This is a genomic window from Collimonas arenae (genome assembly GCF_000786695.1).
Lineage (GTDB): Bacteria > Pseudomonadota > Gammaproteobacteria > Burkholderiales > Burkholderiaceae_D > Collimonas > Collimonas arenae_A.
Map to the genome: position 1 here is coordinate 3,586,284 of NZ_CP009962.1, position 25,524 is coordinate 3,611,807.

The 25,524-nt window shown below is 60.2% G+C and carries 7 protein-coding genes; 4 read left to right on the forward strand and 3 right to left on the reverse strand.

The window, feature by feature from the left end; genetic code table 11:
* The first annotated feature begins 6 nt into the window (after window positions 1-6).
* Window positions 7-3,123 (forward strand): efflux RND transporter permease subunit, encoded by a 3,117-nt coding sequence (locus LT85_RS15810; RefSeq protein WP_038490508.1) that lies wholly within the window; start codon window positions 7-9, stop codon window positions 3,121-3,123.
* 64 nt (window positions 3,124-3,187) lie between these two features.
* Here LT85_RS15810 and LT85_RS15815 read toward each other — a convergent pair whose 3' ends face one another.
* A complete protein-coding gene (locus LT85_RS15815) occupies window positions 3,188-4,153 on the reverse strand; it encodes a lipase secretion chaperone (protein ID WP_038490510.1) in 966 nt (321 codons plus the stop codon).
* An 11-nt stretch (window positions 4,154-4,164) separates the two neighbouring features.
* Window positions 4,165-5,139 (reverse strand): lipase family alpha/beta hydrolase, encoded by a 975-nt coding sequence (locus LT85_RS15820; RefSeq protein ID WP_038490513.1) that lies wholly within the window; start codon window positions 5,137-5,139, stop codon window positions 4,165-4,167.
* A 186-nt stretch (window positions 5,140-5,325) separates the two neighbouring features.
* Here LT85_RS15820 and LT85_RS15825 point away from each other — a divergent pair, with 186 nt between their 5' ends.
* Window positions 5,326-5,856, forward strand: coding sequence for a PaaI family thioesterase (locus LT85_RS15825; protein ID WP_081992434.1), 531 nt, complete (start codon window positions 5,326-5,328; stop codon window positions 5,854-5,856).
* A 214-nt stretch (window positions 5,857-6,070) separates the two neighbouring features.
* A complete protein-coding gene (locus LT85_RS15830) occupies window positions 6,071-6,682 on the forward strand; it encodes a condensation domain-containing protein (protein WP_038490518.1) in 612 nt (203 codons plus the stop codon).
* A 72-nt stretch (window positions 6,683-6,754) separates the two neighbouring features.
* Here LT85_RS15830 and LT85_RS15835 read toward each other — a convergent pair whose 3' ends face one another.
* Complete coding sequence (locus LT85_RS15835; protein WP_052135246.1) at window positions 6,755-23,710, reverse strand: non-ribosomal peptide synthetase; 16,956 nt, start codon at window positions 23,708-23,710, stop codon at window positions 6,755-6,757.
* Between the two features lie 504 nt (window positions 23,711-24,214).
* Between LT85_RS15835 and LT85_RS15840 the strand changes: the two genes are divergently transcribed.
* Window positions 24,215-25,483: an MFS transporter gene (locus tag LT85_RS15840; RefSeq protein ID WP_172656991.1), complete on the forward strand. Its 1,269-nt coding sequence runs from the start codon at window positions 24,215-24,217 to the stop codon at window positions 25,481-25,483.
* The last annotated feature ends 41 nt before the right edge of the window (window positions 25,484-25,524 follow it).

The following is a 25,524-nucleotide window of genomic DNA, read 5'->3' on the forward strand; positions in this document are numbered from 1 at the left end:
ACAGCCATGTGGATAACCAAAATCAGTATTAACCATCCGGTATTCGCTACCATGGTGATGGTGGCGTTGCTGGTGCTCGGCCTGTTCTCTTACCAGGAACTGGGGCTGGAGCAGATGCCGGACATACAGACTCCGGGCCTGCTGATCGAGATGCGCTATCCGGGCGCCTCGCCGGAGGCAGTCGAGAACGACATCACCAAGCCGATCGAAGATACGATCAATTCGGTGAGCGGCATCAAGTCTATCCTTTCCAGTTCCTATGAAGGCCGCAATTCGACCTGGGTGACGTTCGAGCTGAACGTCAACATGGACCGGGCGGTGCAGGAAGTGCGCGACAAGATCGCCCAGATCCGGCCCGGCATGCCGAAAGACGCCAAGGACCCGTTCATTGTCCGTGGCGATACGCTGAATACACAACCGCTGGCTTCCCTCAGCGTGACGTCGAAAACGCGTAGCCTGCGCGACCTCTCCACCCTGACCGAACAAATCATCGTCAAGCGTTTGCAGGCTGTGGCGGGGGTGGCCAAGATCGATGTCGGCGGCAATGTCAGCCGCCAAGTGCTGGTCAATCTCAAGCCGGAGCAGATGGCGGCGCAAAAAGTCGGCGTCGATGAAGTCTTGAATGCGATCCAGACCACCAACCAGGACATGCCGGCCGGCCTGATCACGCGCGGCGTCTCCGACCAGCTGGTGCGGCTGGAGGGCAAGATGAAAGACCCGCGCGCCTTCGGCCAGATCATCGTCGCACGCCGCGGCGGCGCTCCGGTCTATCTCGATCAGGTGGCGCAGATCAGCGACGGCGAACGTGAAGAATCCTCGATCTCGCGCTTTAACGGCCAGCGCGCCATCAACCTGGACATCACCAAGATCCAGGACGCCAACATCGTCGCCGTCGGCGATGGCGTCAGGGATGAGGTGGAAGTTCTCAAGACGCAGTTGCCGAAGGACGTAGAGATCAAGATCGTCCACGCCAACTCGGACAACGTCAAGAGCTCGCTCGACCGCGTCAAGGAAACCATCCTGGAAGGCGCAGCGCTGACGGTGCTGATCGTGTTCCTGTTCCTGCACTCCTGGCGCAGCACCATCATTACCGGCTTGACCCTGCCAATCTCTGTGATCGCCAGCTTCATCGCCCTGCACGCCTTTGGTTTCACACTGAACTTCATGACCCTGATGGCGCTGTCGCTGTGCATCGGCCTGCTGATCGACGACGCCATCGTGGTTCGTGAAAATATCGTACGCCATCTGGATATGGGAAAAAACCATGTCACAGCAGCCCGCGACGGCACCCAGGAAATCGGCCTGGCGGTGATGGCGACCACCTTTGCGATTGTCGCCGTGTTCGTACCGGTCGCTTTCATGAAGGGCATCATCGGCCGCTTCTTCCTGCAGTTCGGCGTCACCGTCACTGTGGCGGTGCTGGTGTCCTTGTTCGTCAGCTTTACGCTGGACCCGATGTTGTCCTCGATCTGGCCCGACCCGCCGGAGAACCGCTTCAAGCGTTTTCCCTGGCTGGGACGCATGATGGCTGCCATCGAACACCTGATCGAGCGCGTCCATGGGATCTATGGCCGCATCCTGAAGCGTGCACTGGCTTGGCGTAAAGCCACGCTTGGCCTGGCCTTGGCGCTGTTTGTCGGCAGCCTGTTCCTGGCGCCGCTAGTGGGCACCGAATTCATTCCGGATACCGACCAGGGCTTCATCGCGCTCAAGCTCAAAACGCCTGTCGGCTCCAGCCTGGCTTATACCGACAGCAAGATGCACCAGATCGAAGACGCGCTGCGCAAGATGCCTGAAATCGACACCATCAGCACGACAGTCGGCACCGACGATGGCCGCAATGCGGCCGACATGAATCTGACCCTGACCGATCGCAATACAAGCCATCGCATCTCGCAAAAGGACGTCGAAAAGAATATCCGCGAGCGCTTGAAATCGATTCCCGGCATCGAATTATCGGTGGGCTGGGATAAACCAATCTATGTTGCGATCCTAGGCCCGGAAACCGACAAGCTGAGCGCCATCGCCGACCAGGTGATGCTGAAGATCGGCAAGATCAAAGGGATCACTGACCTTGAGAACAGCCTGACTGCTGCCAACCCGTCGATCACCATCAAGGTCAACAATACCCTGGCCAGCGACCTCGGCCTGAGCGTGCAGCAGATCGGCGCGGCCTTGCGGCCGTTTGTCTCAGGCGACGCCAACGGCCACTGGCTGGCCGCTGACGGGCAAAACTATGAAGTCAACGTGCAGCTGCCGAAATCGGGCCGCCAGAAAATCGCCGATCTCGGCGACTTGTCGGTCGCCAGCAGCAATCTCGACAGCGAAGGCAAGCCGATCATGGTGCCGTTGCGGCAAGTAGTGGAATTCGTGCACTCCTCCAGCCCGCGCGTGATCAAGCGCCAGGATTTGCAGCGCCGTATCGGCATCTACGCCAACGTCGAAGGCCGTCCGTCCGGCGACGTCGGCACCGAAGTGCAAGCCGTGATCAAGCAGATTGAACTGCCGCCAGGCTACCGCTTCGATGTCGGCGGCCGCACCAAGGACATGCAGGAAGCGTTTGGTTCAGCGATGGCGGCGCTCGGTATCGCGGTGATCTTCATCTACCTGATCCTGGCCTCGCAGTTCGGCAGCTTCCTGCAGCCGATCGCGATCATGGCTTCGCTGCCGTTTTCCCTGATCGGCGTGTTCCTGGCTTTACTGATTACCGGCAGCACCTTGAATATCTTTTCCATCATCGGCTTCATCATGCTGATGGGGCTGGTCACCAAGAATGCGATCCTGCTGGTCGATTTCAGCAACCGCGAACAGCGTGGCGGCTGCTCACAATACGACGCCATCCTGACCGCAGGCCAGGTACGCCTGCGGCCTATCCTGATGACTACGCTGGCAATGATTTTCGGCATGCTGCCGATGGCGCTCGGCCTCGGCGATGGCGGCGAAACCCAGGCCCCGATGGGACGCGCCGTGATTGGCGGGATCATTACCTCGACCCTACTGACGCTGGTGGTGGTGCCGGTGGCTTACAGCTATCTGGATAACTGGGGCAAGCGGGCCTTGCGTTTCTTCAAGGGAGAGCATGCGACGGAGGCAAAAGCCGCGCCGCTGGCGAACGAATCCTGATCCAGGAAAAGGTGGCGGGCGTACAGCGCCCGCCACTTCCTTCACCGCAGTACTCCACCGCATCTCAACGCCGGTCCATCCCCTGCGCCCGCATACGTTCAGCATCATCGCTAAAGGCCTGGTTGCGCAAGACTTCGATCTGCCGGTTACGGTCTTCTTCCGCAGTGCCGCTCTGTTGGCGTATCTGATCGGCGGCCTGACGATAGGCGGCATAACGTTCTTGCCAGGCTTGCTCCTCCTGTCCAAGCTGGTCAAAGCGCTGCGCCGCCGCTGGTCCGAACTGCTGCGCCATCATGTCGTGCTGTGCTTGCTGGCTAGCGCCCTGCTGCCGTAGCTGGCGCAGATCGTCAAAGCCCTTTTGCACCGGATCGGCCGCCCCTGCATTTAAGCCGATCCTGGTCCCGCTGCGCAAAGCCGCCAGCATGCGTTGCGACTCGGCTTCTTCATCGCCAAACCAGATCTTTGCCACATCTATTCCCAGCCTGTCTTGCCGCAAACGCGATAATTGCGACAGCCAGACCGCCATGCGATCGGCGTCTAGCGCCGCCATCTTGCTGTCCGGCGTAATCACCGGCACGCTCTGCCGTTCCAGCAATGCGTCGTGGGCCGCCAGGTAGGCCACGTAGGCGCGCGCCAAACGCTCGCCGTCGACATAGGCCAATGCCGGCAAACCGCTTTTCAGGTAGGCCAGCAATTGCGCCAAATGTTCTGACCGAGAACCAGGCAAGCCTCCCAACAGGTAATAATCGAACACATCCCGCAAGGCACGGTTGACCTGCAGATGCTGATTCGCATCCACTGCCAGACCTGGCGGCGGACTGGTATCGGCCATGGCCGGCTCTGACGTAGCTGCTGCGCTCCACCGGCCGGGGCCGACGTGATTCGACGATATTGTCCGCACGTCTGGTGGCATGCCGGCGACGGCCGTTGCCGTTGCCGGTTCCGGCGAACGGAACCAAAGCAACGCCGCAGCAAGCAAACCAGCGACGACAATCACGAGCGCCAGGAAAAACCTGTGTCTGGTTTGCATCTGGCATCCGCCTACAAGCCGGCGGTCTTAAGCCGGTTGGCCTGAGTCCTGATAGTCACCACCGGATCGGCGCTAAACAGGCCGCGCAAGCCGAACAACTGGTTGACCTCGTCCAGATGGTTCCAGCCATACACTCCCAGTTCGCGGCCGAAGCGCGCGCTGCATACCGGCACCAGGCCATCGTTATCGCCGCCGCCAGCAGTCTTGATGATGACACTACCCAGCACCATGACCGGATCGGTAACATCGAGAATGTTAGTGGCGGCCTGGTTGCCAGTCCACGAATACAGCAACTGGGTGTTGCCGCTTCGGACTTCCGACGTGGCGCCGTTCACGCTGCAATTGGCGGGTACGCCGGCGCTGGGATAATTGCGGTTAAAACTCGCCGCACCGGCCGTGGTCAGGCCGCTCAAGGCCGCCAGCGGATCCTGCGGTTGCGGATTGCCGACGAACAGGCTCAGCAGTTGCCCCAGTACCGAGGTACCGTCGGCCAGCAGATTCTTCAGGGCCTGCGGCGCCAGGTTGACCGTATCGGCTACCGGCGTTCCCGCGTGCGGCGTACCGATGGTGGTGACCGAGGCCACCCATTGCGGCTTGACCGCAGCAGCGTAGCGCGAAGTCGTGCCGCCCTGGCTATGCGAGATCAGATTGACCTTGGCCGCGCCGGTCGCGGCCAGCACGCTGCTGATCTGCTTCAGCAACTCTTCGCCACGCGTTTCATCGCTGTTGAAGGCGGACACGTCGGCAACGTAGACGGTGGCGCCGTTGGCGCGCAGATCACTTGGAATCTGCCACCAGTAGTCGACAATGCCGAAATATTTGGAAGTACCGGCCAGTCCGTGCACCAGCACAATCGGATACTTGGTTTGCGCGTAAGTACTGGCCGCAGAGGACCCGAACAGGTTGAACAGCGAAGCATGGGCTTGCCCCAACGGTATGCAACAGCAAAAGACAGAAGCAACTGCGATTCGGCGTAGCGATTTCATAACCACATCTCCTTATATAAACGCACGGTCGTGCTCTTTTGTTGTCTCAATACTACACATATACAACTCTGTCTACAATCATTACCCATCGTGCAGAGCAGCATTGCGCGCCGTTGGCAGCGCCGTTCAAGACGACGAGGCATAATGGCGCGGTCCCGCAAATCTGCAACGTCAACTGGAGAGAGAATGTCCACCCGTGAAGAAACCGTAGCGCAGTGGCTGGCGCAAGAAGCCGCCGTACGCGCCAAACTGGCCGCCCCCGGCGTCGCGTCACCGGAACAATTGAAGCAATACAGCGGTGTTGAATTTTTACAACGCATCCTGGATGGCGAATTGCCGATTCCGCCGATTGCGCAAACACTTGATTTCACGCTGCTGGAGGCGGAGCCTGGCCGCGTAGTGTTTCAAGGCACCCCAGGCAAGCAGCATTACAATCCGATCGGCAGCGTACATGGCGGCTACTTCTGCACTTTGCTGGATTCAGCGCTAGGCTGCGCGGTGCAATCCACCCTGCCCAAGGGCAGCGGCTACACCACGCTGGAGCTGAAGGTTAACCTGATCCGGGCGTTGACCGATAAAACCGGTCCTGTGCGCGCCATCGGCAAGACGATTCAGGTCGGCGGCAGGGTCGGCGTGGCTGAAGCCAATATTATCGATGTCGACGGCAAGATCTATGCCCATGCCACCACCACCTGCCTGGTTTTTCCGCTGCCTTGATCATCCGACATGGGAAATTTGCAAAATGCCAGCAGAGACGAACACCGGGCGTGATTTTTATCATCAAGCACCGGTTTAGACCAACTGTCACTTTTTATAGCTAGCAAAGCAGAAACCGGCGCGCTATATTCTATCGCCCGCAGGAAGCGCTTGGCCACCTGGGTTGCCCAGGCCGCCGCGCAGGCTGCGAATCGTCGCCGATTTTGTTCACAAGATGGAGACTCTCCTGAATACCGTCGCCCACCCGATAGCCGCCTCGGTGCTGAACCCGGGTCAAATGGCAATCTGGCAAAACGCCGGATGCGCATCCGCAGCCGCCAATTTCAACCTCGCCGAAGCCATTGACATTCATGGCGAAATCCATCTCGCCCATTTTCTGGGCGCGATGCAAACCGTGGCAAATGAAACCGAAGCAGCACGCCTGCAAATGCTGCTGACCGAGCACGGGCCGCGTCAGCTGGTGGCCGCCAGCTTCACCGGCGAGCTGCCTTATCTCGATTTTAGCCGTGACCGTGATCCGGCCGCCGCAGCCGAAGCATGGATGCGCGCCGACGTTAGCCGCGCCAGAAACCTGATACAAGACCGGCTATGGATCACAGCCTTGCTGCGTATAACGTGCGATCACTATATTTTTTACCAGCGCAGTCATCGCATCCTGCCCGATAGCGCGGGCCATGGCCGGATTGCATGCCGTTTGGCAGAAATTTATAGCGCGCTAACCAGCAACAACGCCGTTGCGCAGGCTGGCAAAATGCCGACCGCAATTACGCCACCCGTCTTCCGGCAACGGCAGCGCTGGCCTGGCGAAACATTGACGGCAAGCTGAAAGACAGCCCGCTACGGCGGCTTGAACAAATCCTGTTCTAGCCGCCGCAGCGCATCAACTAAAACAGATCAATCAAAGCTGCAGCGTCGCCACCCGTCCTTCCAGCACAGCTGGCTGCAATGCGCCATTCAGCGCCTGCGCAAATACCTCGATATGCGGCGAAATCATCATCGATTGATGGGTTCCCGGCACCGGCACAAATCGCAGCTGCAGCTCCGATAGCACCCTCCCCCAACCGCGCAGAGGTTCATTGACAGTGTCGCCCTCGGCGCTATACAAATGCACCGGGATGCTGATCGGCTGTGCGGCGTAATCGGCATAGGCGCGAATCAGGGTGCGGCTGTTTCCCATCAGTTGCAGCAAGCCCTGCAAGGAAAAGCCGGACGGGAACAGGCCATTGCGCCTTGCCATCTGCAGCAAGGTTGGAATATCGACATCGGCCGAAACCGCCTTCAACTTGTCCATCGCGGCCTGCCGTAGCGGATCGTTGCTGGCGGCGGCTTGCAGCAGCGCCAGCATCAGCTGTTTGTCGCCCAGCTTCTCTTCCCTCTCCTCATCCTCGCCGATCGCGCAGTGGGTATCGAACAATCCGATGAACTCCACCTGTTCGCCGGCGCTGATGAACTGTTGCGCAACCTCGTAGGCCAGGATACCGCCAAAGGACCAGCCGGCCACGCGATAAGGGCCATTGGGTTGCACTTCCCTGATCAATCCCAGCATACGCGCCGCCATGCTCTGCACGTCAAGCAGCGGCGTGCTTTCCGATGGCACCGGCGGCAGTCCGTAGACAGGAATGCCGGGGTCGATATGCAGCGCCAACATATGTGCATAGATCAGCAGGCCGGAACCTTCGTGCATCATGAACAGCGGCCGCTGGCGGCCGCCTGAGCGCACCAGCACAGCGCGATTCTCGGTTTCCAGCGGATTCATCTGCGCAATATGCTCGGCCAGGGCAGCGACGGTCGGGTAGGTAAATACATCGCTGGCCGAAATTCGCGCACCCTTTTTCTTCAGCAAAGTCACCACTTGCAGGATCGATAACGAATGGCCACCCAGGGCGAAGAAATTGTCATGACGGCCGACCTGCGGGATCTGCAATAATTCCGACCAGATCTCAGCCAAGGCGCTTTCGATTTCTCCTTCCGGCGCCAGATAGCCAGCCACCGCATAAGCATCGGTATCGGGCGCAGGCAAGCTCTTGCGGTCCAGCTTGCCATTGGGCGTCAGCGGCAACGCTGCGAGCCTGACATAGGCTGCCGGCACCATATACTCAGGCATGCCGGCGCTCAGGTGGGAGCGCAAGGCTTCGGCATCGCCATCTTCATCGGTCACGATATAGGCGACCAAGCGCTTGTCGCCCTGCTTGTCTTCGCGCGCAATCACCACCGCTTCGCGGATCGCCGGATGCGTAACAAGCCTGGCTTCGATCTCGCCCAGCTCGATACGGAAACCGCGGATCTTGACCTGGAAATCATTGCGCCCCAGATGCACCAGGTTGCCGTCTGCCTGCCAACGCCCCAGGTCGCCGGTGCGATACAGCAGCGCTCCAGGCCGGCCGGAGAAACGGTCCGCGACAAAGCGCTCGGCCGTCAGCTCGGCCCTGTTCAGGTAGCCGCATGCCACACCCGCTCCACCGATGTAGATCTCGCCGGCGACGCCGACCGGCACCGGTTCTCCCTGCGCATCCAGCAGATAAACCTCGGTATTGGCAAGCGGTCGTCCTATCGGGATGGTTTCCTGGCCTGCATACAATCTCTCGACTTCATAGGTTGTGGCGTAGGTGGTGGTTTCTGTCGGCCCATAGCAGTGGATCAGGTGTTGCGGCTTACCAGCTTCCATGACGCTGGCAAAAGCCAGCGGATCGCAACGCTCGCCACCGGTCAGCAAATAACGCAATTTGCTGAAAGCTTCCGGCACCACCGCTGCACACTGGTTAAATACCGCCGTCGTCAGGAACAGTGTGGTAACGCCATGTTGTTCCAGCGCCACTGCGAAACGCAAGGAATCAAGGAAAACATCTTTATCGATCACGACGATGCGGCCGCCGTTCAACAGGGCGCCCCAGATTTCCATCGTCGAAGCATCGAAGGCCGGATTGGCGGCGAATGCGATGCGGTCGCTGGCATCGAATGCGGCGTAACCGTTATCCAGCACCAGACGTTTGATGCCTCGTTGCGGCACCAGCACGCCTTTCGGCTGGCCGGTAGAACCCGAGGTGTACATGATGTAGGCAATCGATTCATCGTCGCTGCCTGGCGCCAGATTGACGGTAGCGTGTGCGCTTGCAACTGCCATTACCGCGGCATCGTCCAGATCGATGCGGGTCACCGACGCCAGCGCTGGCCACTCATCGCCAAGCATGGCCAGCACCAGGCCGACGCTGCTGTCGCTGGCCATGAATATCTTGCGCTCGTCGGGCAGACTCGGATCGATCGGCACATAGCTTGCTCCGCATTTGAGAATCGCCAGCTCTGCAACAATCAGTTGCAACGAACGATCCAGATGCAAGGCCACCCTGTCCGCCGGCTTGACGCCAAGCGTGCGCAGGTAATGCGCCAACTGGTTGGCCTGGCGGTTCAGCTCGGCATAGCTTAGCTGCGCCGCGCCATGCACCGCCGCCAGTGCGTCCGGGGCCTTGGCCGCTTGCGCTTCGAACAGCTGCGGCAGCGCTGGCGCTGGCAAGTGGGCAGCGGTTGTGTTCCACGCCTTCACTATCTGGTGACGTTCGGTTTCGCCCAGCAACGGCAGGCGCGCTATCTGCTGCGTCTCATCGCGGACCATGGCTTCCAGCAGGCGGTGCCAATAACCCAGATAGCGTTCTATGGTGCTCCGCTCGAACAAGGCTGTGGCATATTCCAGCACGCCGGTAATCGTATCGCCCGTTTCACCCAGCGACAAGGTCAGGTCGAATTTCGACGTCATCTGTTTGAAGGGCAAGTGCGTCAGCTCCAGCCCGGGCAGATGCAGCGCCCCTTGCGGTGCGTTCTGCCATGCAAACATGACCTGGAACAAAGGACTGTGCGCCAGGCTGCGCACCGGATGGGTATGTTCCACGACTTGTTCGAACGGGATTTCCTGATGCTGTTGCGCCGCTAGTGACTGCTGCCGGACTTGCGTCAGCAGCATCGCCACCGTGGCTTGCTCCGGGAGGCGGATCCGCAACGCCAGCGTATTGACGAAAAATCCGATCAGGCCTTCCACTTCCTGCTGATTGCGGTTGGCGGTCGGCGTGCCGATAACGACATCGTCCTGGCCCGCCAGCCGCCCCAGCAGCAAGGCCCAGCTACTCATGAGCGTCATGTGCAGTGTGTTGCCGTGGCGCTGGCTCAGGGACTTGAGTTTTTTTGTCAAGTCTTCGTCCAACACCGTTTCCACCCAGGCGCCGGCATAGTCTTGCTGCAAAGGACGAGAATAATCGGTTGGCAGCTCCAGCAAACCTGGCGCCCCCTCCAGACTTTGCTTCCAGTAGGCGATCTGCTGTTCCAGCACCGCGCCGCTCATCCAGCGCCGCTGCCATGCCGCATAGTCGGGATACTGTACTGTCAAGGCCGGCAGCGGATCATATTCACCCTGGTGGTAAGCGCTATATAGCGCGCTGATTTCGTTAAGCAGCACGCCAAGCGACCAGCCGTCCGACACGATATGGTGCATCGTAATCAGCAGCGTATGCTGGGTGCGCGCTTCTTGCAGCAGACGGCCGCGGATCAGCGGTCCCTGCGCCAGATCGAAAGGCAGCGCTGCCTCTTCGGCAATCAAACGCTCGCGTTCCGCATCCCGCTCGGGATGATGGCGCAAATCATGTTCGACCAGATGGAAATGGCTGAGATCGGCCGCAGTGATCTGCTGTATCGCCCCTGCCCCCTCTTTCACGACAAAGCGGGTACGTAATGCTTCATGCCGGTACACCAGCCGCTCCAGCGCCTGAATCAAGGCAACACGGTCAAGCTCGCCGCGCAACTGCAAACCGAGCGGCACGTGATAAGCCTGGCGTACCTCGCCCATTTGCTCAAGGAACCACAGACGCTGCTGCGCAAACGACAGCACTTCGCGCTCGGCGCCGCTGATCGCCGTCATTACCGGCCGGATGCGGGTGTCGCTGCCGGACAACCTGGCGGCGAAGTCAGCTAGGAAAGGATGCATGAACACCGTGTTCAGTGCGACTTCGACGCCAAACGCCTTTCTCAGCCGCGAAATCATCTGCACCGCCAGCAGCGAGTGCCCACCGAGCGAGAAGAAATTATCGTGACGGCTGATGCGGTCGGTTTGCAGAAGCTCCGACCAGATGGCCGCCAAAGCGATTTCCGTCTCCCCTTGCGGCGCCACATAGCCGCTCGCGGCATAGGCGTCGCCAGCTGGCGCAGGCATGCTCTTGCGGTCCAGCTTGCCGTTGGCGGTCAACGGCAACTCCGCCAGCATGACATAGGCAGCCGGCACCATGTAGTCCGGCAGGTTGATGCTGAGATGCGCGCGCAAGGTTTCAATCTCCACCGGCATATTGACGACAAGGTAAGCCACCAGGCGCTTGTCGCCCGCAACGTCTTCCCGGGCCAGCACGACCACCTCGCGAATCGCCGGATGTGCCGCCAGCTGGGTTTCTATTTCGCCCAGTTCAATCCGAAAGCCGCGGATCTTGACCTGGAAGTCATTGCGCCCCAGGTATGCCAGGGTACCGTCGGGTTGCCACCGCGCCAGGTCGCCGCTCTTGTATAGCCGAGCGCCGGACAATGACGAGAAGCGGTCCGGGACAAAGCGTTGTTCGGTCAGCCCAGGCTGGTTCAGGTAGCCGCGCGCCACCTGTACGCCGCCAATATGCAATTCTCCTGCCACACCGACAGGCACCGGCTCGCCCTCGTTATCGAGGATATAAATACTGGTGTTGGCAATCGGCTTGCCGATAGGAACCAGAGAACGGGTGTCTCCTGCCACGCAGGTCCAGGCAGTGACATCCACAGCTGCCTCGGTAGGCCCATACAGATTGTGCAGCCCGGCTTGTGGCAGCAGTTGCTGGAAACTGTTGGCCAGCGAAGCCGGCAGCGCCTCGCCGCTGCACATCACGCGCACAATGCTGCTGCAATTGCGCGCTTCCTCGTGGGCAGCGAATACCTGCAGCATCGATGGCACGAAATGCAAGGTGGTGACGCCTGCGCTGCGAATGATCTCGCTCAGATAGGCGGGATCCTTATGGCCGTCAGGCTTGGCCATGACCAGCTTGGCGCCGACCATCAGCGGCCAGAAGAATTCCCAGACCGAGACGTCAAAACTGAAAGGCGTCTTTTGCAGCACCACGTCATGCGGCGCCAGGCCGTAAGCCTGCTGCATCCAAAGCATGCGGTTGACGACACCGCTGTGTTCATTCATTACCCCCTTCGGTTTGCCGGTCGAACCGGAGGTGTAGATCACATAAGCCAGGTCCGACGATTGCAGATGGCGGCTGTCCGGATTGTGATCGGGATAGCTGCTCCAGCCTGGCGCTTGCAGATCCAGCAGCGGCAGATCTGCTGCAATCGTCGCTCTCACCTGCTGCCACGCGCCGCTGATGCCGTCTTGCGTCAGCACCACGCGCGGCGCGCTGTCGGCCAGCATATGCGCCAGGCGGTCAGCCGGGTAAGCCGGATCCAAAGGAACGTAGGCAGCACCTGCCTTCAGCACCGCCAGCAGACCGACCACCATCGCCAGGCTGCGTTCAACGCAGATCGCCACCCGATCGTCGGGCTGCACGCCCAGCTCGCGCAGATAATGCGCCAGCTGGTTGGCCTGGCGATTCAGCTCAACGTAACTCAGTTGCTGCTCACCTTGCTGCACTGCCACCGCTTGCGGTGTCCGCTCGGCTTGCGCCTCGCAAAGCTGATGCAACAGCCGCTCACGATCCGGATAAGACACCTGCGTGGCATTCCATTCCGTCAGCACACGCTGGCGTTCATCCTGGTCCAGCAATGGCAGGCGCGCAATCTGCTGCATGTCGTCGCTGACCATCGCCTGCAGCAGGCGCCGCCAATATCCGAGGTAGCGCTCCACCGTGCCGCGCTCAAACAATGCCGTCGCATATTCCAGCGAACCGGCAATGTGTTCACCGGCTTCGCCGAGCGACAAGGTCAGGTCGAACTTTGCCGTGGCATGACGGATGGCAAGCGGCGCCAGCTCCAGGCCGGCAAGTTGCAAATCGCCCTGCGGCGCATTCTGCCATGCAAACATCACCTGGAACAAAGGGCTATGCGCCATGCTGCGCACCGGATGGGCATGCTCCACCACTTGTTCGAATGGCACTTCCTGATATTGTTGCGCCGCGAGCGACTGTTCTTTCACGTGCGCCAGCAGCATCGCCACATTTGCCTGACGCGGCAGATTGATCCGCAGCGCCAGCGTGTTGACGAAGAAACCGATCAATCCCTCCACTTCCTGCTGGCTGCGGTTCGCTGCCGGAGTGCCAATGACCACATCGTCCTGCCCCGCCAGCCGCCCCATCAACAGGGCCCAGCTACCCAACAAGGTCATGTATAGCGTAGCGCCATGGCGCTGGCTCAAGGATTTCAATTGTCGCGTCAGGCTCGCATCCAGCACAATGTCGACAGATGCCCCGGCATAGTCTTGCTGCGGCGGCCGTGGGTAGTCGGTCGGCAGTTCGAGCAAGGTAGGCGCTCCTGCCAGACTTTGCTTCCAGTAAGCTGTTTGTTGCTCCAGCACCGCCCCACGCATCCAGCGCCGCTGCCATGCCGCGTAGTCTGGATATTGGATCGTCAAGGCTGGCAAAGGATCATGCCGCCCCTCGCAGTAGGCGTTATACAAGGCGCTGATTTCGTTGATCAGCAGCGCCGTCGACCAGCCATCCGACACAATATGGTGGGTCGTGATCAGCAAGGTGTGCTGGGTGCGCGTCTCTTGCAGCAGACGGCCACGGATCAGCGGCCCTTGCGCCAGGTCGAAGGGTGTCGCAGCATCTTCTGCGATTAGCCTCTCACGCTCTTCATCGCGTTCCGGATGGTGCCGCAAGTCGTGCTCGATCAGCTGGAAGTGAGTGGTCTCTGCCGCCATCACCTGCTGTATCGCACCTAACCCCTCTTGCGCCACAAAACGGGTACGCAATGCTTCGTGCCGAAATATCACGCGCTCCAGCGCCTGGACAAGGGCAACCCGATCGAGCTCGCCACGCAATTGCAAGGCCAACGGAATGTGATAGGCATGGCTGATGCCGCCCATCTGCTCCAGGAACCATAGCCGTTGCTGCGCGAACGATAGCAACTCCCTTTCTGCACCGATGCTGGCCGTCAACTGCGGCCGGACGCTGACACTGCTGGCCAGCAGCTGCGTCGAAAAATCGAACAGCAACGGATGTGCAAACAGTGTGCTGACCGCCACCTCGACGTTGAAGGCATGCCGCAGCCGTGAAATAAGCTGTATCGCCAGCAGGGAATGACCGCCGAGTGAGAAAAAATTATCATGACGACCGACGCGCCCGATCTGCAGCAACTCCGACCAGATTGCCGCCAGCGCGGTTTCCGTCTCCCCTTGCGGTGCTACGTAGCCGCTTACTGCGTAGGCATCGCTATCCGGCGCGGGCAAATGCTTGCGGTCGAGCTTGCCATTGACGGTCAGCGGCAGTGCAGCCAGCATCACATAAGCCGCCGGCACCATGTAATCCGGCATGTTAATGCTCAGATACGCTCGCAGCGCTTCGGCGTCAAGCTCCCCTGCCACGTCATCTGCCGTACTGGCATCGCCCTCATTGGCCGGAATTTTTGCAACAATATAGGCCACCAGCCGCTTGTCGCCCGGCGTATCCTCGCGCGCAATCACCACCGCTTCATGTATCGCCGGATGTGCCGCCAGCTGGCTTTCGATCTCACCCATTTCAATACGGAAGCCGCGGATCTTGACCTGGAAGTCATTGCGACCCAGATGCACCAGGTTGCCGTCCGCCTGCCAGCGCGCCAAGTCGCCGGTACGGTACAGCAGCGCGCCAGCCTTGCCGGAGAAGCGGTCTGCGACAAAGCGCTCCGCCGTCAATTCGGCCCGGTTCCGGTAACCGCAAGCCACTTGCATGCCGCCGATGCAGATCTCGCCGGCGACGCCGACCGGCACTGGCTCTCCTTGCGCGTCCAGCAGATAGACCTGAGTGTTGGCGAGCGGCCGGCCTATCGGTATGGTTTCGCGGCCAGCGTCGATTGCACTGACCTCATAGGTTGTGGCGTAAGTGGTCGCTTCGGTTGGTCCATAACAATGAATCAGATGTTGCGGTTTACCGGCCTCCATGACACGCGCGAAGGCCTGCGGATCACAACGTTCACCGCCGGTCAGCAGGTAGCGCAACTTGCTGAATGCGCCCGGCACGATGGCCGCGCACTGGTTGAACACAGCCGTCGTCAGGAACAAGGTAGTGACGCCTTGCTGCTCGAGCCGTTCGGCAAGGCGCAGCGGATCGAGGAAAACATCTTTGTCAATCACGACGATGCGAGCGCCATTCAGCAAGGCTGCCCAGATTTCCATAGTCGATGCATCGAAAGCCGGATTGGCGGCGAACGCAAGGCGGTCGCTGGCGTTAAATGCCGCGTAGTTATTCTCCAGCACCAGACATTTGATGCCACGATGCGGCACCATCACCCCCTTCGGCTGACCGGTTGAACCCGAGGTGTACATGATGTAGGCAATCGACTCGTCATCGCTGTTTGGCGTCGGATTGCCGGTGGCGTGTGCACTTGCCGCAGCCACTACCGCCGCATCGTCCAGATTGATGCGCAACACGCCTGCCAGTGACGGCCAGCGGCCGCCGTTCAGCGCCAGCACCAGACCGATGCCGCTGTCATTGGCCATGAATATCTTGCGTTCGTCCGGCAAGGCCGGATCTATCGGCACATAGGCCGCACCGCATTTAAGGATCGCCAGTTCCGCCACAATCAACTGCGTGCAGCGGTCCATATGCAAAGCCACCCGGTCTGCCGGCCTGACACCCGACTCGTACAGATAATGCGCCAACTGGTTGGCCTGGCGATTCAGTTCGGCGTAGCTCAATTGTTGCGCGCCATGCACCACTGCCAATGCGTCCGGCGTCTCAGCCGCCCGCACCTCGAACAATTGCGGCAACGCCAGCGCCGGCACGCTGGAATGTGCTGCATTCCAGGTGATCACAATCTGATGGCGCTCTGCCGCCGGTAGTACATCGATGCTGTTGATGGCGCGTTGCGGCGTCGTCTCCAATGCACTCACAAGGCCTTCCAGCGCCGTCTCCATGAAGCTGCATACGCGCCGCGCACCTATCTCTGGCGTCACTTGCGCAGTCAAAGCGAAGCCTGATCCGAGATCGTCAACCGACAAGCTCAGGGGGTAGTTGCTGCGCTCTTCTCCAGAAATCTGGCTAATGCCTTGCCAGGTCGCCAGCTCGGCGGGCGATGCCTCGCCCTGCGCGCCATGACGATAATTGAGCAAGGCCGAGAACAGAGGCTGTGGCGCAGCGATTGCGCTAGCCCGTTGCGCCAGCGCAAGCGAGGCGTGCTCGTGCTCCATCAGATCGGCCAGCAAAGCATGCACATGCTGCACACTGTCTGCCGCGCCCTGCTGCGCGATGTTGATCCGCAACGGCAGCGTGTTGACCAGCAAACCCATCATGCGGTCGGATCCTTCGCCACCCTGCATGCGGCCGAATAGCACTGTGCCGAACACCACATCGCGGCGGTTGGCGACCCGCGCCAGCACAAGCGCCCACGCCATATGGCACAGGCTGGCCGCGCTCACGCCCAGTTGCCGCGCCTGCCGCCGCAAGCGCTGCGACAGCGCCGCGTCAAGCTGTACATGCCCCTCCTCCACGCCGCTGCCATCGCCATGCACTTCCAGCAAGCCAAAAGGGGCGGTGGTTTCGTCAACCTCTCCCAGCATCGTCCTGAAGAAATTTTCATGCAGCGCGGTGGCGCTGCCCAGCCTGGCTTGCGCCACATAATTGCGGAACTGCAGGGGCACCGGCAGCAGCGTCTCTTGACCCTGCAGGTGCGCGCCGATCTCGGCGCGCACCACTTCCAGCGTGGTGTGATCGCTGATCAAGTGATGCATCAGGGTTAGCATCACCCAACGCTGCTGCACCGGATCGTAGGCAAAGCTGGTCCGTATCAACGGCGCCTGCGACAAATCAAGGCGGGTATGGCGCGGGTCGAAGCGAGCCCTGAGCTGGCGCGCAACGTCGCCATCGGCCGGATCGAGGATGAGTTCTTCCTGCACCAGCGGCGCGTTGCGCCATACAACTTGCAGCGGTTCCGGTACACCTTCCCAGACGACAGCGGTGCGCAGCACGTCATGCCGCTGTATCACGCCTTGCAATGCCGACAGATAGCTATCCAGTCGGGTTCGCGTGTCGAAACTGGTCAAGCCGACCAGCAGATATGGGTCGCCTTCCTTTGCCATCAAATGATGGAACAATATCCCTTCCTGCAAGGGCGCCAGCGGATAGATATCCTGCACATTGGCTACGCCGCCCGGAACGCGCTCGATCACCCTTGCAATTTCCTCGCTGTTCAAATTCACCAGCGGCAGCATGGCCGGCGTGATGGTTGCGCAGTCAGGTGGAATCAGATTGGCCGGAACCGTCACCAGCCCGCTTTCGACGCCGATCGCCGCCGCCAGTCCGGCCAGGGTCGGCGTGACAAACAGCGCCCGCACTTCGGCCTGCAAACCTTGCTGGCGCATGCGCTCCATCAGCGTCACCGCCAGCAGCGAATGGCCGCCGAGCGAGAAGAAATTGTCGTGGCGGCCGATGCGCCCGATCTGCAGCAGTTCGGTCCAGATCGCCGCCAGCGCAATTTCGGTCTCTCCTTGCGGCGCGACATAGCCGCTCGCGGCATAGGCGTCGCCGGCGGGTGCAGGCAAACCTTTGCGGTCCAACTTGCCGTTGGCTGTCAGCGGCAGCGACGCCAAAGTCACATAGGCGGCAGGCACCATGTAGTCCGGCAGGTTGTTGCTCAGGTGCGCGCGCAACGTCTCTGCGCTTGCCTCTTTGGCATCCTGCGTAGCGGCATGCGGATTGACGACGATGTAAGCCACCAGACGTTTGTCGCCGGGGGTATCTTCGCGGGCTATGACGACCGCCTCGCGGATCGCCGGATGGCTTTCCAGCTGCGTTTCAATTTCACCCAGCTCAATACGAAAGCCGCGGATCTTGACCTGGAAATCGTTCCGGCCCAGATATACCAGCGTCCCGTCGGCCTGCCAACGCGCCAGGTCGCCGCTCTTGTACAAGCGTGCACCGGCGACGGATGAAAAACGGTCTGCAATGAAGCGCTGCTCAGTCAGGTCAGGCCGGTTCATGTAACCGCGCGCCACGCCGGCGCCACCGACATGCATTTCGCCTGCCACCCCCACAGGCACCGGCTCGCCCTGCGCATCCAGCAGATATAAACTCAGGTCGGGAATCCGCACGCCAATCGGGCTGACGCCGCCGCGTTCGGAATCGGCCGCCGTGATCGGCTGATAGGTGACGTGGACGGTGGTTTCCGTAATCCCGTACATGTTGATCAATTTCGTATTACTGTTCCGGCTTTGCGCATACCAGGGCGCCAGAGTCGACGGCTCCAAGGCTTCGCCGCCGAAAATCACATGGCGCAGCCGATGACTTTCCGCGCTGGCGCCTTGCGCAGCAATCAGCTGGCGAAAAGCGCTCGGGGTCTGGTTGAGGATCGTGACTTTTTCCTGGCACAACAAGCGATAAAAATCTTCCGCCGAGCGCGCAATGTCCAGCGGGACCACAAGCAGGCGGCCACCATGCAGCAAGGCGCCCCAGATTTCCCATACCGAAAAATCAAAAGCAAAGGAATGAAACAGGCTCCAGACGTCTTCCGCATCAAAATGAAACCAGTCGTCGGTCGCAGCAAACAACCGCGTGACGTTGCGATGCTCAACCATCACCCCCTTCGGCGTACCGGTCGAACCAGATGTGTAAATGATGTATGCGAGGTTGGATGGCCGCAAATGACTGTGGTCCGGATTATGCTCGGGATAGGCAGACCAACCGGGCGCCTGTAATTCCAACACCGGCAAATCCGCCGCAACCGTCGCCCTTACCTGCTGCCAGCTGCCGCCGATACCGCCTTGCGTGAGCACCACGCGCGGCGCACTGTCGTTGAGCATATGCGTCAGGCGGTCGGCCGGATAAGCCGGATCCAGCGGCACATAGGCTGCGCCAGCTTTCAGTACCGCCAGCAAGCCAACTACCATCGCCACGCCGCGCTCGACGCAAATTGCCACACGGTCGTCCGGCTGTACGCCCAGCTCGCGCAGATAATGCGCCAGCTGGTTGGCTTGGCGATTCAGTTCGGCATAAGTCAGTTGTTCCGCGCCATGCGTCACCGCCACCGCTTCCGGAGTCCGGATAGCCTGCGCCTCAAACAGTTGTGGCAGCAACTCCCCCGGATGCGCTTGTTGCGTCACGTTCCAGTCTGAGACGATTTGATGACGCTCTGCCGCCGGCAGCACATCGATGCTGTTGATAGCACGTTGCGGGGTCGTCTCCAATGCGTTCACCAGGCCTTCCAGCGCCGTCTCCATGAAGCTGCACACGCGCCGCGCACCTATCTCTGGCGTCACTTGTGCAGTCAAAGCGAAGTCTGAGCCGAGATCGTCAATCGACATGCCCAGAGGATAGTTGCTGCGTTCTTCTCCTGAAATCTGGGTGATGCCCTGCCATGCGGCTTGCTCCGCAGGCGATGCATCGTCACGCACGCTGTGACGGTAATTGAGCAAGGCTGAGAACAAGGGCTGCGGCGCAACGATTGCGCTGGCCCGTTGCGCCAGCGCTAACGAGGCATGCTCATGCTCCATCAATTCCACCAGCAAGGCATGAGTGCGCCGCACGCTGTCGGCAACGCTTTGCTGGTCGATGTTGATCCGCAACGGCAGCGTGTTGATCAGCAAACCCATCATGCGGTCAGCACCTTCTCCGCCTTGCATACGGCCGAACAGCACTGTGCCGAACACCACATCGCTGCGGCTGGCGACCCGTGCCAACACTTGCGCCCATGCCAAATGGCACAGGCTGGCCGCGCTCACGCCCAGTTGCCGCGCCTGCCGCCGCAGACGTTGTGACAGCGCCACACCGATGTGCACCCGGTCTTCTTCCAAACCGTCACCATCGCCATGCACTTCCAGCAAGCCGAAAGGTGCGGTAGTTTCGTCAACCCCGTTCAGCATTTCCCTGAAAAAATCTTCGTGCTGGGCTATGCTGCGGCCTAGCCTGGCTTGCGCTACATAATTGCGGAACTGCAGCGGTGCCGGTAAAAGCGCCTCTTGGCCCTGCAAGTGCGCGGCGATCTCCTCACGCACCACTTCCAACGTGGTGTGATCGTTAATCAAATGGTGTATCAATGTCAGCAGCACCCAGCGTCGCTGCACCGAGTCGTAGGCAAAGCTGGTCCGTATCAGCGGCGCCTGCGACAGGTCGATGCGGATATGGCGCGGATCGAAACGATCCCTGAGCTGGCGTGCGACATCGCCATCGGCCGGATCGAGGATCAGTTCTTCCTGCACCAGCGGCGCGTTGCGCCACACCACCTGCAGCGGCTCCGGTACGCCTTCCCAGACGATGGCGGTACGCAGCACATCGTGCCGTTGTATCACGTTTTGCAAAGCGGCCAGATAAGCTTGCAGCCGCTCCCGCGTGTCGAAACCGGTCATTCCGACCAGCAGATACGGATCGCCTTCTTTCGCCATCAGATGATGGAGCAATATCCCTTCCTGCAAGGGCGCCAGCGGATAGATATCCTGCACATTGGTTGCGCCTCCCGGAACACGTTCGGTCACCCTGGCAATTTCCTCGCTGCTCAAATTCACCAGCGGCAGCATGGCCGGCGTGATGGTTGCGCAGTCAGGTGGAATCAGATTGGCTGGAACCGTCACCAGCCCGCTTTCGACGCCGATCGCCGACGCCAGTCCGGCCAGGGTCGGTGCGGCAAACAGCGCCCGTACCTCGGCCTGCAAACCTTGCTGGCGCATGCGTTCCATCAGCGTCACCGCCAGCAGCGAATGGCCGCCGAGCGAGAAGAAATTGTCGTGGCGGCCAATGCGCTCAATCTGCAGCAGTTCGGCCCAGATCGCCGCTAGCGCAATTTCGGTCTCTCCCTGCGGCGGGGCAAAGCCGCTTAAGGCGTAAGCATCGCTATCCGGTGCGGGCAGGTTCTTGCGGTCAAGTTTGCCGTTGGCTGTCAGCGGCAACGACGCCAGCGTGACGTAGGCTGCGGGCACCATGTAGTCAGGCAGGTTGTTGCTCAGGTGCGTACGCAGGGTCTCGGTCTCGGCCTCTTGGTTGACGACGATGTACGCTACCAGGCGCTGATCGCCGGGTGTATCTTCCCGTACGATCACGACTGTTTCGCTAATCGCCGGATGCGCCGCCAGCTGGGCTTCAATTTCACCGAGTTCAATGCGAAAGCCGCGCAGCTTGACCTGGAAGTCATTGCGCCCCAGGTAAACCAGCGTGCCGTCGGCTTGCCAACGCGCCAGATCGCCGCTCTTGTATAGCCGTGCTCCAGAAACAGACGAGAAGCGATCCGGAACGAAACGTTGCTCGGTCAGCTCAGACTGGTTCAGATAGCCGCGCGCTACGCCGGCGCCACCGATATACAGCTCACCGGTGACGCCGACCGGCACCGGTTCGCCTTGCGCATCCAGCAGATAGACCTGGGTATTGGCAATCGGCCGGCCGATATGCAAAATGCCATCGTCCGAAGTCAAACGTCCCGAGGTAGCGACCACCGTAGCTTCAGTCGGGCCGTAATTATTAATCAGCGAGAACGGTAGACCGTTCTGCGGCGCGTAACGCAAACGATCGCCGCCAGTCAGCAGGTGGCGCAGTTGTGGATTGACGATGCCGTTACGCAAGGCGTATTCCGCCATCGGCGTCGGCAGGAAGCCCACATCGAGCGATTGTTGACGCCACCATGCCAGCACCGTTGCGGCATCGTCGTCGCGTTCCGGCAGCAGCAAGCTAGCGCCGGCGCTCAAGGCTGGCCAGATTTCCCACACCGCAGCGTCAAACCCCAGGCGCGCCACGCAAGACGTACGCTGACCCGCTTTGACATCAAATGCGTCGCAGTGCCAGTGCACCAGATTGACCAGGTTGCGATGCTCGACCATCACGCCTTTCGGCAAGCCGGTCGAACCGGAGGTATAGATCACGTAAGCCAGGTCTGACGGCGCCATATGGCTGCTATCCGGATTGTGCTGCGGATAGCCGGTCCAGCTTGGCGCTCGCAGATCGAGAACCGGCAAGTCTGCAGCAATCGTCGCTCTCACCTGCTGCCACGCGCCGCTTATCCCGCCTTGCGTCAGCACCACGCGCGGCGCACTGTCACTCAGCATATGCGTCAGGCGGTCAGCCGGATAGGCCGGATCCAACGGTACATAGGCAGCACCGGCCTTCAGTACCGCCAGCATTCCCACCACCATTGCCACACTACGTTCGACGCAGATCGCGACTCGATCCTCCGGCTGTACACCCAGTTCGCGCAGATAATGCGCCAGCTGGTTGGCCTGGCGATTCAGTTCGGCATAGCTTAGTTGCTGCAGGCCCTGCTCCACCGCCAAGGCCTGCGGGGTCTGCTCCGCTTGCGTCTCAAACAACTGCGGCAACAAGGTTGTGGCATACTCGGCCCGGGTCGCATTCCAGCCGTCTACGATCTGCTCGCGTTCCACTGCGGTAAGTAGCGGTAACTGCTCGATCGCGCTATCAGCGCCAGCAAGAATGGCGTCCATCAGCAATGCCATGCGACTTTGTATCGCCACGACTTCATCGCGCGTGAAATGCCGCGTGTTGTAATCGAAGACAATCAGCACATCCTGGCCTGCGTGAAAATCCCGCACCGACATGGCCAGTGGCGTCTGTTCGTAGCCGTGATCCAGCTTGACGCCGCTGGCCATTCCGCCGGCCATGGGGAAATCGGTATTGAAGACTTCGAAGGAGAGCGATACGTCGAACAGCTGGCGATAGCCGTTTTGCACCACGTTCAGAGCGCGGTTGATTTCGGCAATCGGGAAGCGCTGATGACGGTAGCAGCGGCGCATTTCCTTGGCCACGGCCGCCATTGCCTGGGCAAACGGCTGCTGCCGGTCCAGCGCGATCCAGACCGGAATAATCGAGGAAAACATGCCGAATGTGGCTTTTTCTCGGGCGCTGCCGCGGTTATGCACGGGTACGCCGATGATCACTTCATCCAGATCCTGGATGCGCGCAAAGTACACGCTGATCAGGGCCAGCACGAAATCCGAGGCGGAAAAACCGTGCTCCGTTGCATACCCAGTCAGCTGATCGAACTGCGCGCGCGAGAGCGACCAGTACACCTGCTCGCTGGGCGCCAGATCTTTGGCTGCGAGCGCGCTGTCGCCGTTGACCAGCCGCGCCGGCAGCTGTGCAAAACGGCTGCGCCAAAATTCCTTGTCGAGCGCGAAGCGCGACGAAGTCGCATAGTCACGGTCTTTAGCGATGAAATCGAGATAGGAAGGCGCCGCTTCGGCGACTGTCGTATCTAGTCCTAGCAACCGGTTGTAGCCACTTGCGATACTGGCGAAACTCTGCGAGGTACTGATGCCGTCGGCGACCAGGTGGTGATAGCACAACAACCAGAGATAACGGCTGGGGCTGATGCAAACCAGTTCCGTTTTCCAGAGCAGGCCGCCATACAAATCGAAGGGTTGCTTGAATACCTGCTCCACGTAGTCGCGTGCGCGTTGCTCTGCATCGGCTTCACCGGAAAAGTCAGATATCTTCAGAACAATATCCACCGAGGGTAGAATCCGCTGCCGGGCGACGCCTGGCGCTTTTACCAGCACCAGCCGCGACGCATCGTTATGCATGGCGAACTCATGGATAGCTTGCTGCAAAATGCTAGGGTCGACCGGGACATCGATAACTGCCGACAAGCCGATATTGTAGTAAGGGATGGCTGGATTGAGCATCTGGTCCAGCCAGACCACTTGCTGCACCGATGAAAGTTCATGGGTAGACATGTGTATGTCGTTGGACAGCGCGATTGGTGCAGCAGTTGTTTCGACCGGATTCGACATGGAAACCCTCTTGGCAGTGGTGTGACAGCAATGGAAAATAGTGAAGAGCGATGGTCCCGCGACAGCCAGTAGGGCCGCAGGTGCCGGACTTTATTCAGGCATTGTCTTGCGGGCAGATGTCGACAACGACGACTAGGATGGGCAAAGCTGCGGATGGATGAGCGCGCGCATGGGGTTCTCGTGACAGATGAAACAAGATTGTGGTGGACCCCGGCTGAGATTTGATGCGGCCACCGGGAAGCCGGCCAATCGCCGCATTCCTGATCGCCAGACAAAAAAAATGACAGCATTGCAAATCGGAGACGAGGCAACATTGTTACTGTACAGAAAGTAAAAAACTCCGAAACTGTCACTTTTAACAGGGTGTTGCGACGCACAAAATCCAAGTAGACTATTCTGTCTTGTTTTCGGTCAAGCCAGCCGATGGCTGACACGCTGAGTAAAGATTGCCGCGGCCCGCACGCACCAGATTGTTGGAAAACACAGCTTCCCGCCATGACCGAAATGACGAATGAACTTGCAATAGACGATGCGCCCGCAACTGATCAGGCGAGGTTGCCTCCGGTATTCAGGCACGGTGGCTTCTTGCTGCTGATGACAGGCTCCCTCACCGCTTTCCTGGGAGAACAGCTGACGACCGTGGCATTGCCATGGCTGGTCCTGAAACTGAGTAGCGACAGCGCTGCGCTTGGCCTGGTGCTGGCGGCCATGGCCTTGCCGAAAATCCTGTTTCTGGTGATCGCCGGCGTGTTGGTAGACCGTCATTCGCCGCGTATGGTGCTGATCTGCGCTTCTGCTGTCGGCGTCATCTTGCTGACAGGCATAGGCGTGATGGCCCTATACGATTTTCTGACGTTGTGGATGATGTATCTGTTTGCCTGCGGCTTGGGGCTGGTCGGCGCATTTGCGATTCCAGCCCGGGTCGCCATCTTGTCGCGGCTGATCGACCCGCGACAGCTGCAATCGGCCAACGCGATACTCATGGGTGCAACCCAGATTTCGCTACTGGGCGGACCGCTTCTGGCCGGACTGCTGGCAACCCTGACGGATGGCCTGGGCCTGGTTTTCTTGCTCAATGCCTGTTGCTTCCTGGTCGCGGCGCTCACCGTGCCACGCTTGCGACAGCGGCTGCAATCAGATCTTTCGCAACAACCTGGCGATATGCCGCTACTCGCCACCATCGTCCCCGCCGCGAAATGGCTATGGTCCGACAAGGTGCTGAAGGTGCTGATCAGCTATTGGGCGGTAGTCAACCTGCTGGTAGCCGGCCCGGTCCAGGTCGGCCTGCCTTTATGGGTCGATCGCCAGTTGGGCGGCGGCGCCTCGGCCTTCGGCATGTTGATCGCAGCGAACGGCCTGGGACAGCTGATCGGCATCATCTGTTCCGGACTGCGCGCCAGGAAAGTCTCCAGGCTGGGCGTCACCGTCTGCCTGATTGACGGCCTGACCGGCATGGCCGTGCTGGGCATGGGATTCATCCACCGGCTGGAATTCGGGCTGGCGCTGATGATCATGGTCGGCATTGGCGCCGGCTATGTCCAGGTTGGTTTGTTTACATGGATACAACGCCGCATTCCGAACGCGCTCCAGGGCCGGGTTCTCAGCTTGCTGATGCTGATCCTGATCAGCAGCGCGCCGCTGTCGGCATTGATTGCCGGCTACCTGATCCGTTTCGTGACGCCGTCCCAGTTGTTCATTGCCGGCGGCGCGGCCTTGTCGCTGTTTGCCATGCTGATGCTGCTGCAACCGGCCTTGCGGCAGTTACGCGATTAGCCATATCGTTTGCCGGTCTGACGTGAGGAAATGATCATTTA

Coding starts and splice junctions, on each gene's coding strand:
- LT85_RS15810 (WP_038490508.1), top strand. CDS start 7: ATGTGGATAACCAAAATCAGTATTAACCATCCGGTATTCGCTACCATG.
- LT85_RS15815 (WP_038490510.1), bottom strand. CDS start 4,153: ATGCAAACCAGACACAGGTTTTTCCTGGCGCTCGTGATTGTCGTCGCT.
- LT85_RS15820 (WP_038490513.1), bottom strand. CDS start 5,139: ATGAAATCGCTACGCCGAATCGCAGTTGCTTCTGTCTTTTGCTGTTGC.
- LT85_RS15825 (WP_081992434.1), top strand. CDS start 5,326: ATGTCCACCCGTGAAGAAACCGTAGCGCAGTGGCTGGCGCAAGAAGCC.
- LT85_RS15830 (WP_038490518.1), top strand. CDS start 6,071: ATGGAGACTCTCCTGAATACCGTCGCCCACCCGATAGCCGCCTCGGTG.
- LT85_RS15835 (WP_052135246.1), bottom strand. CDS start 23,710: ATGTCGAATCCGGTCGAAACAACTGCTGCACCAATCGCGCTGTCCAAC.
- LT85_RS15840 (WP_172656991.1), top strand. CDS start 24,215: ATGACGAATGAACTTGCAATAGACGATGCGCCCGCAACTGATCAGGCG.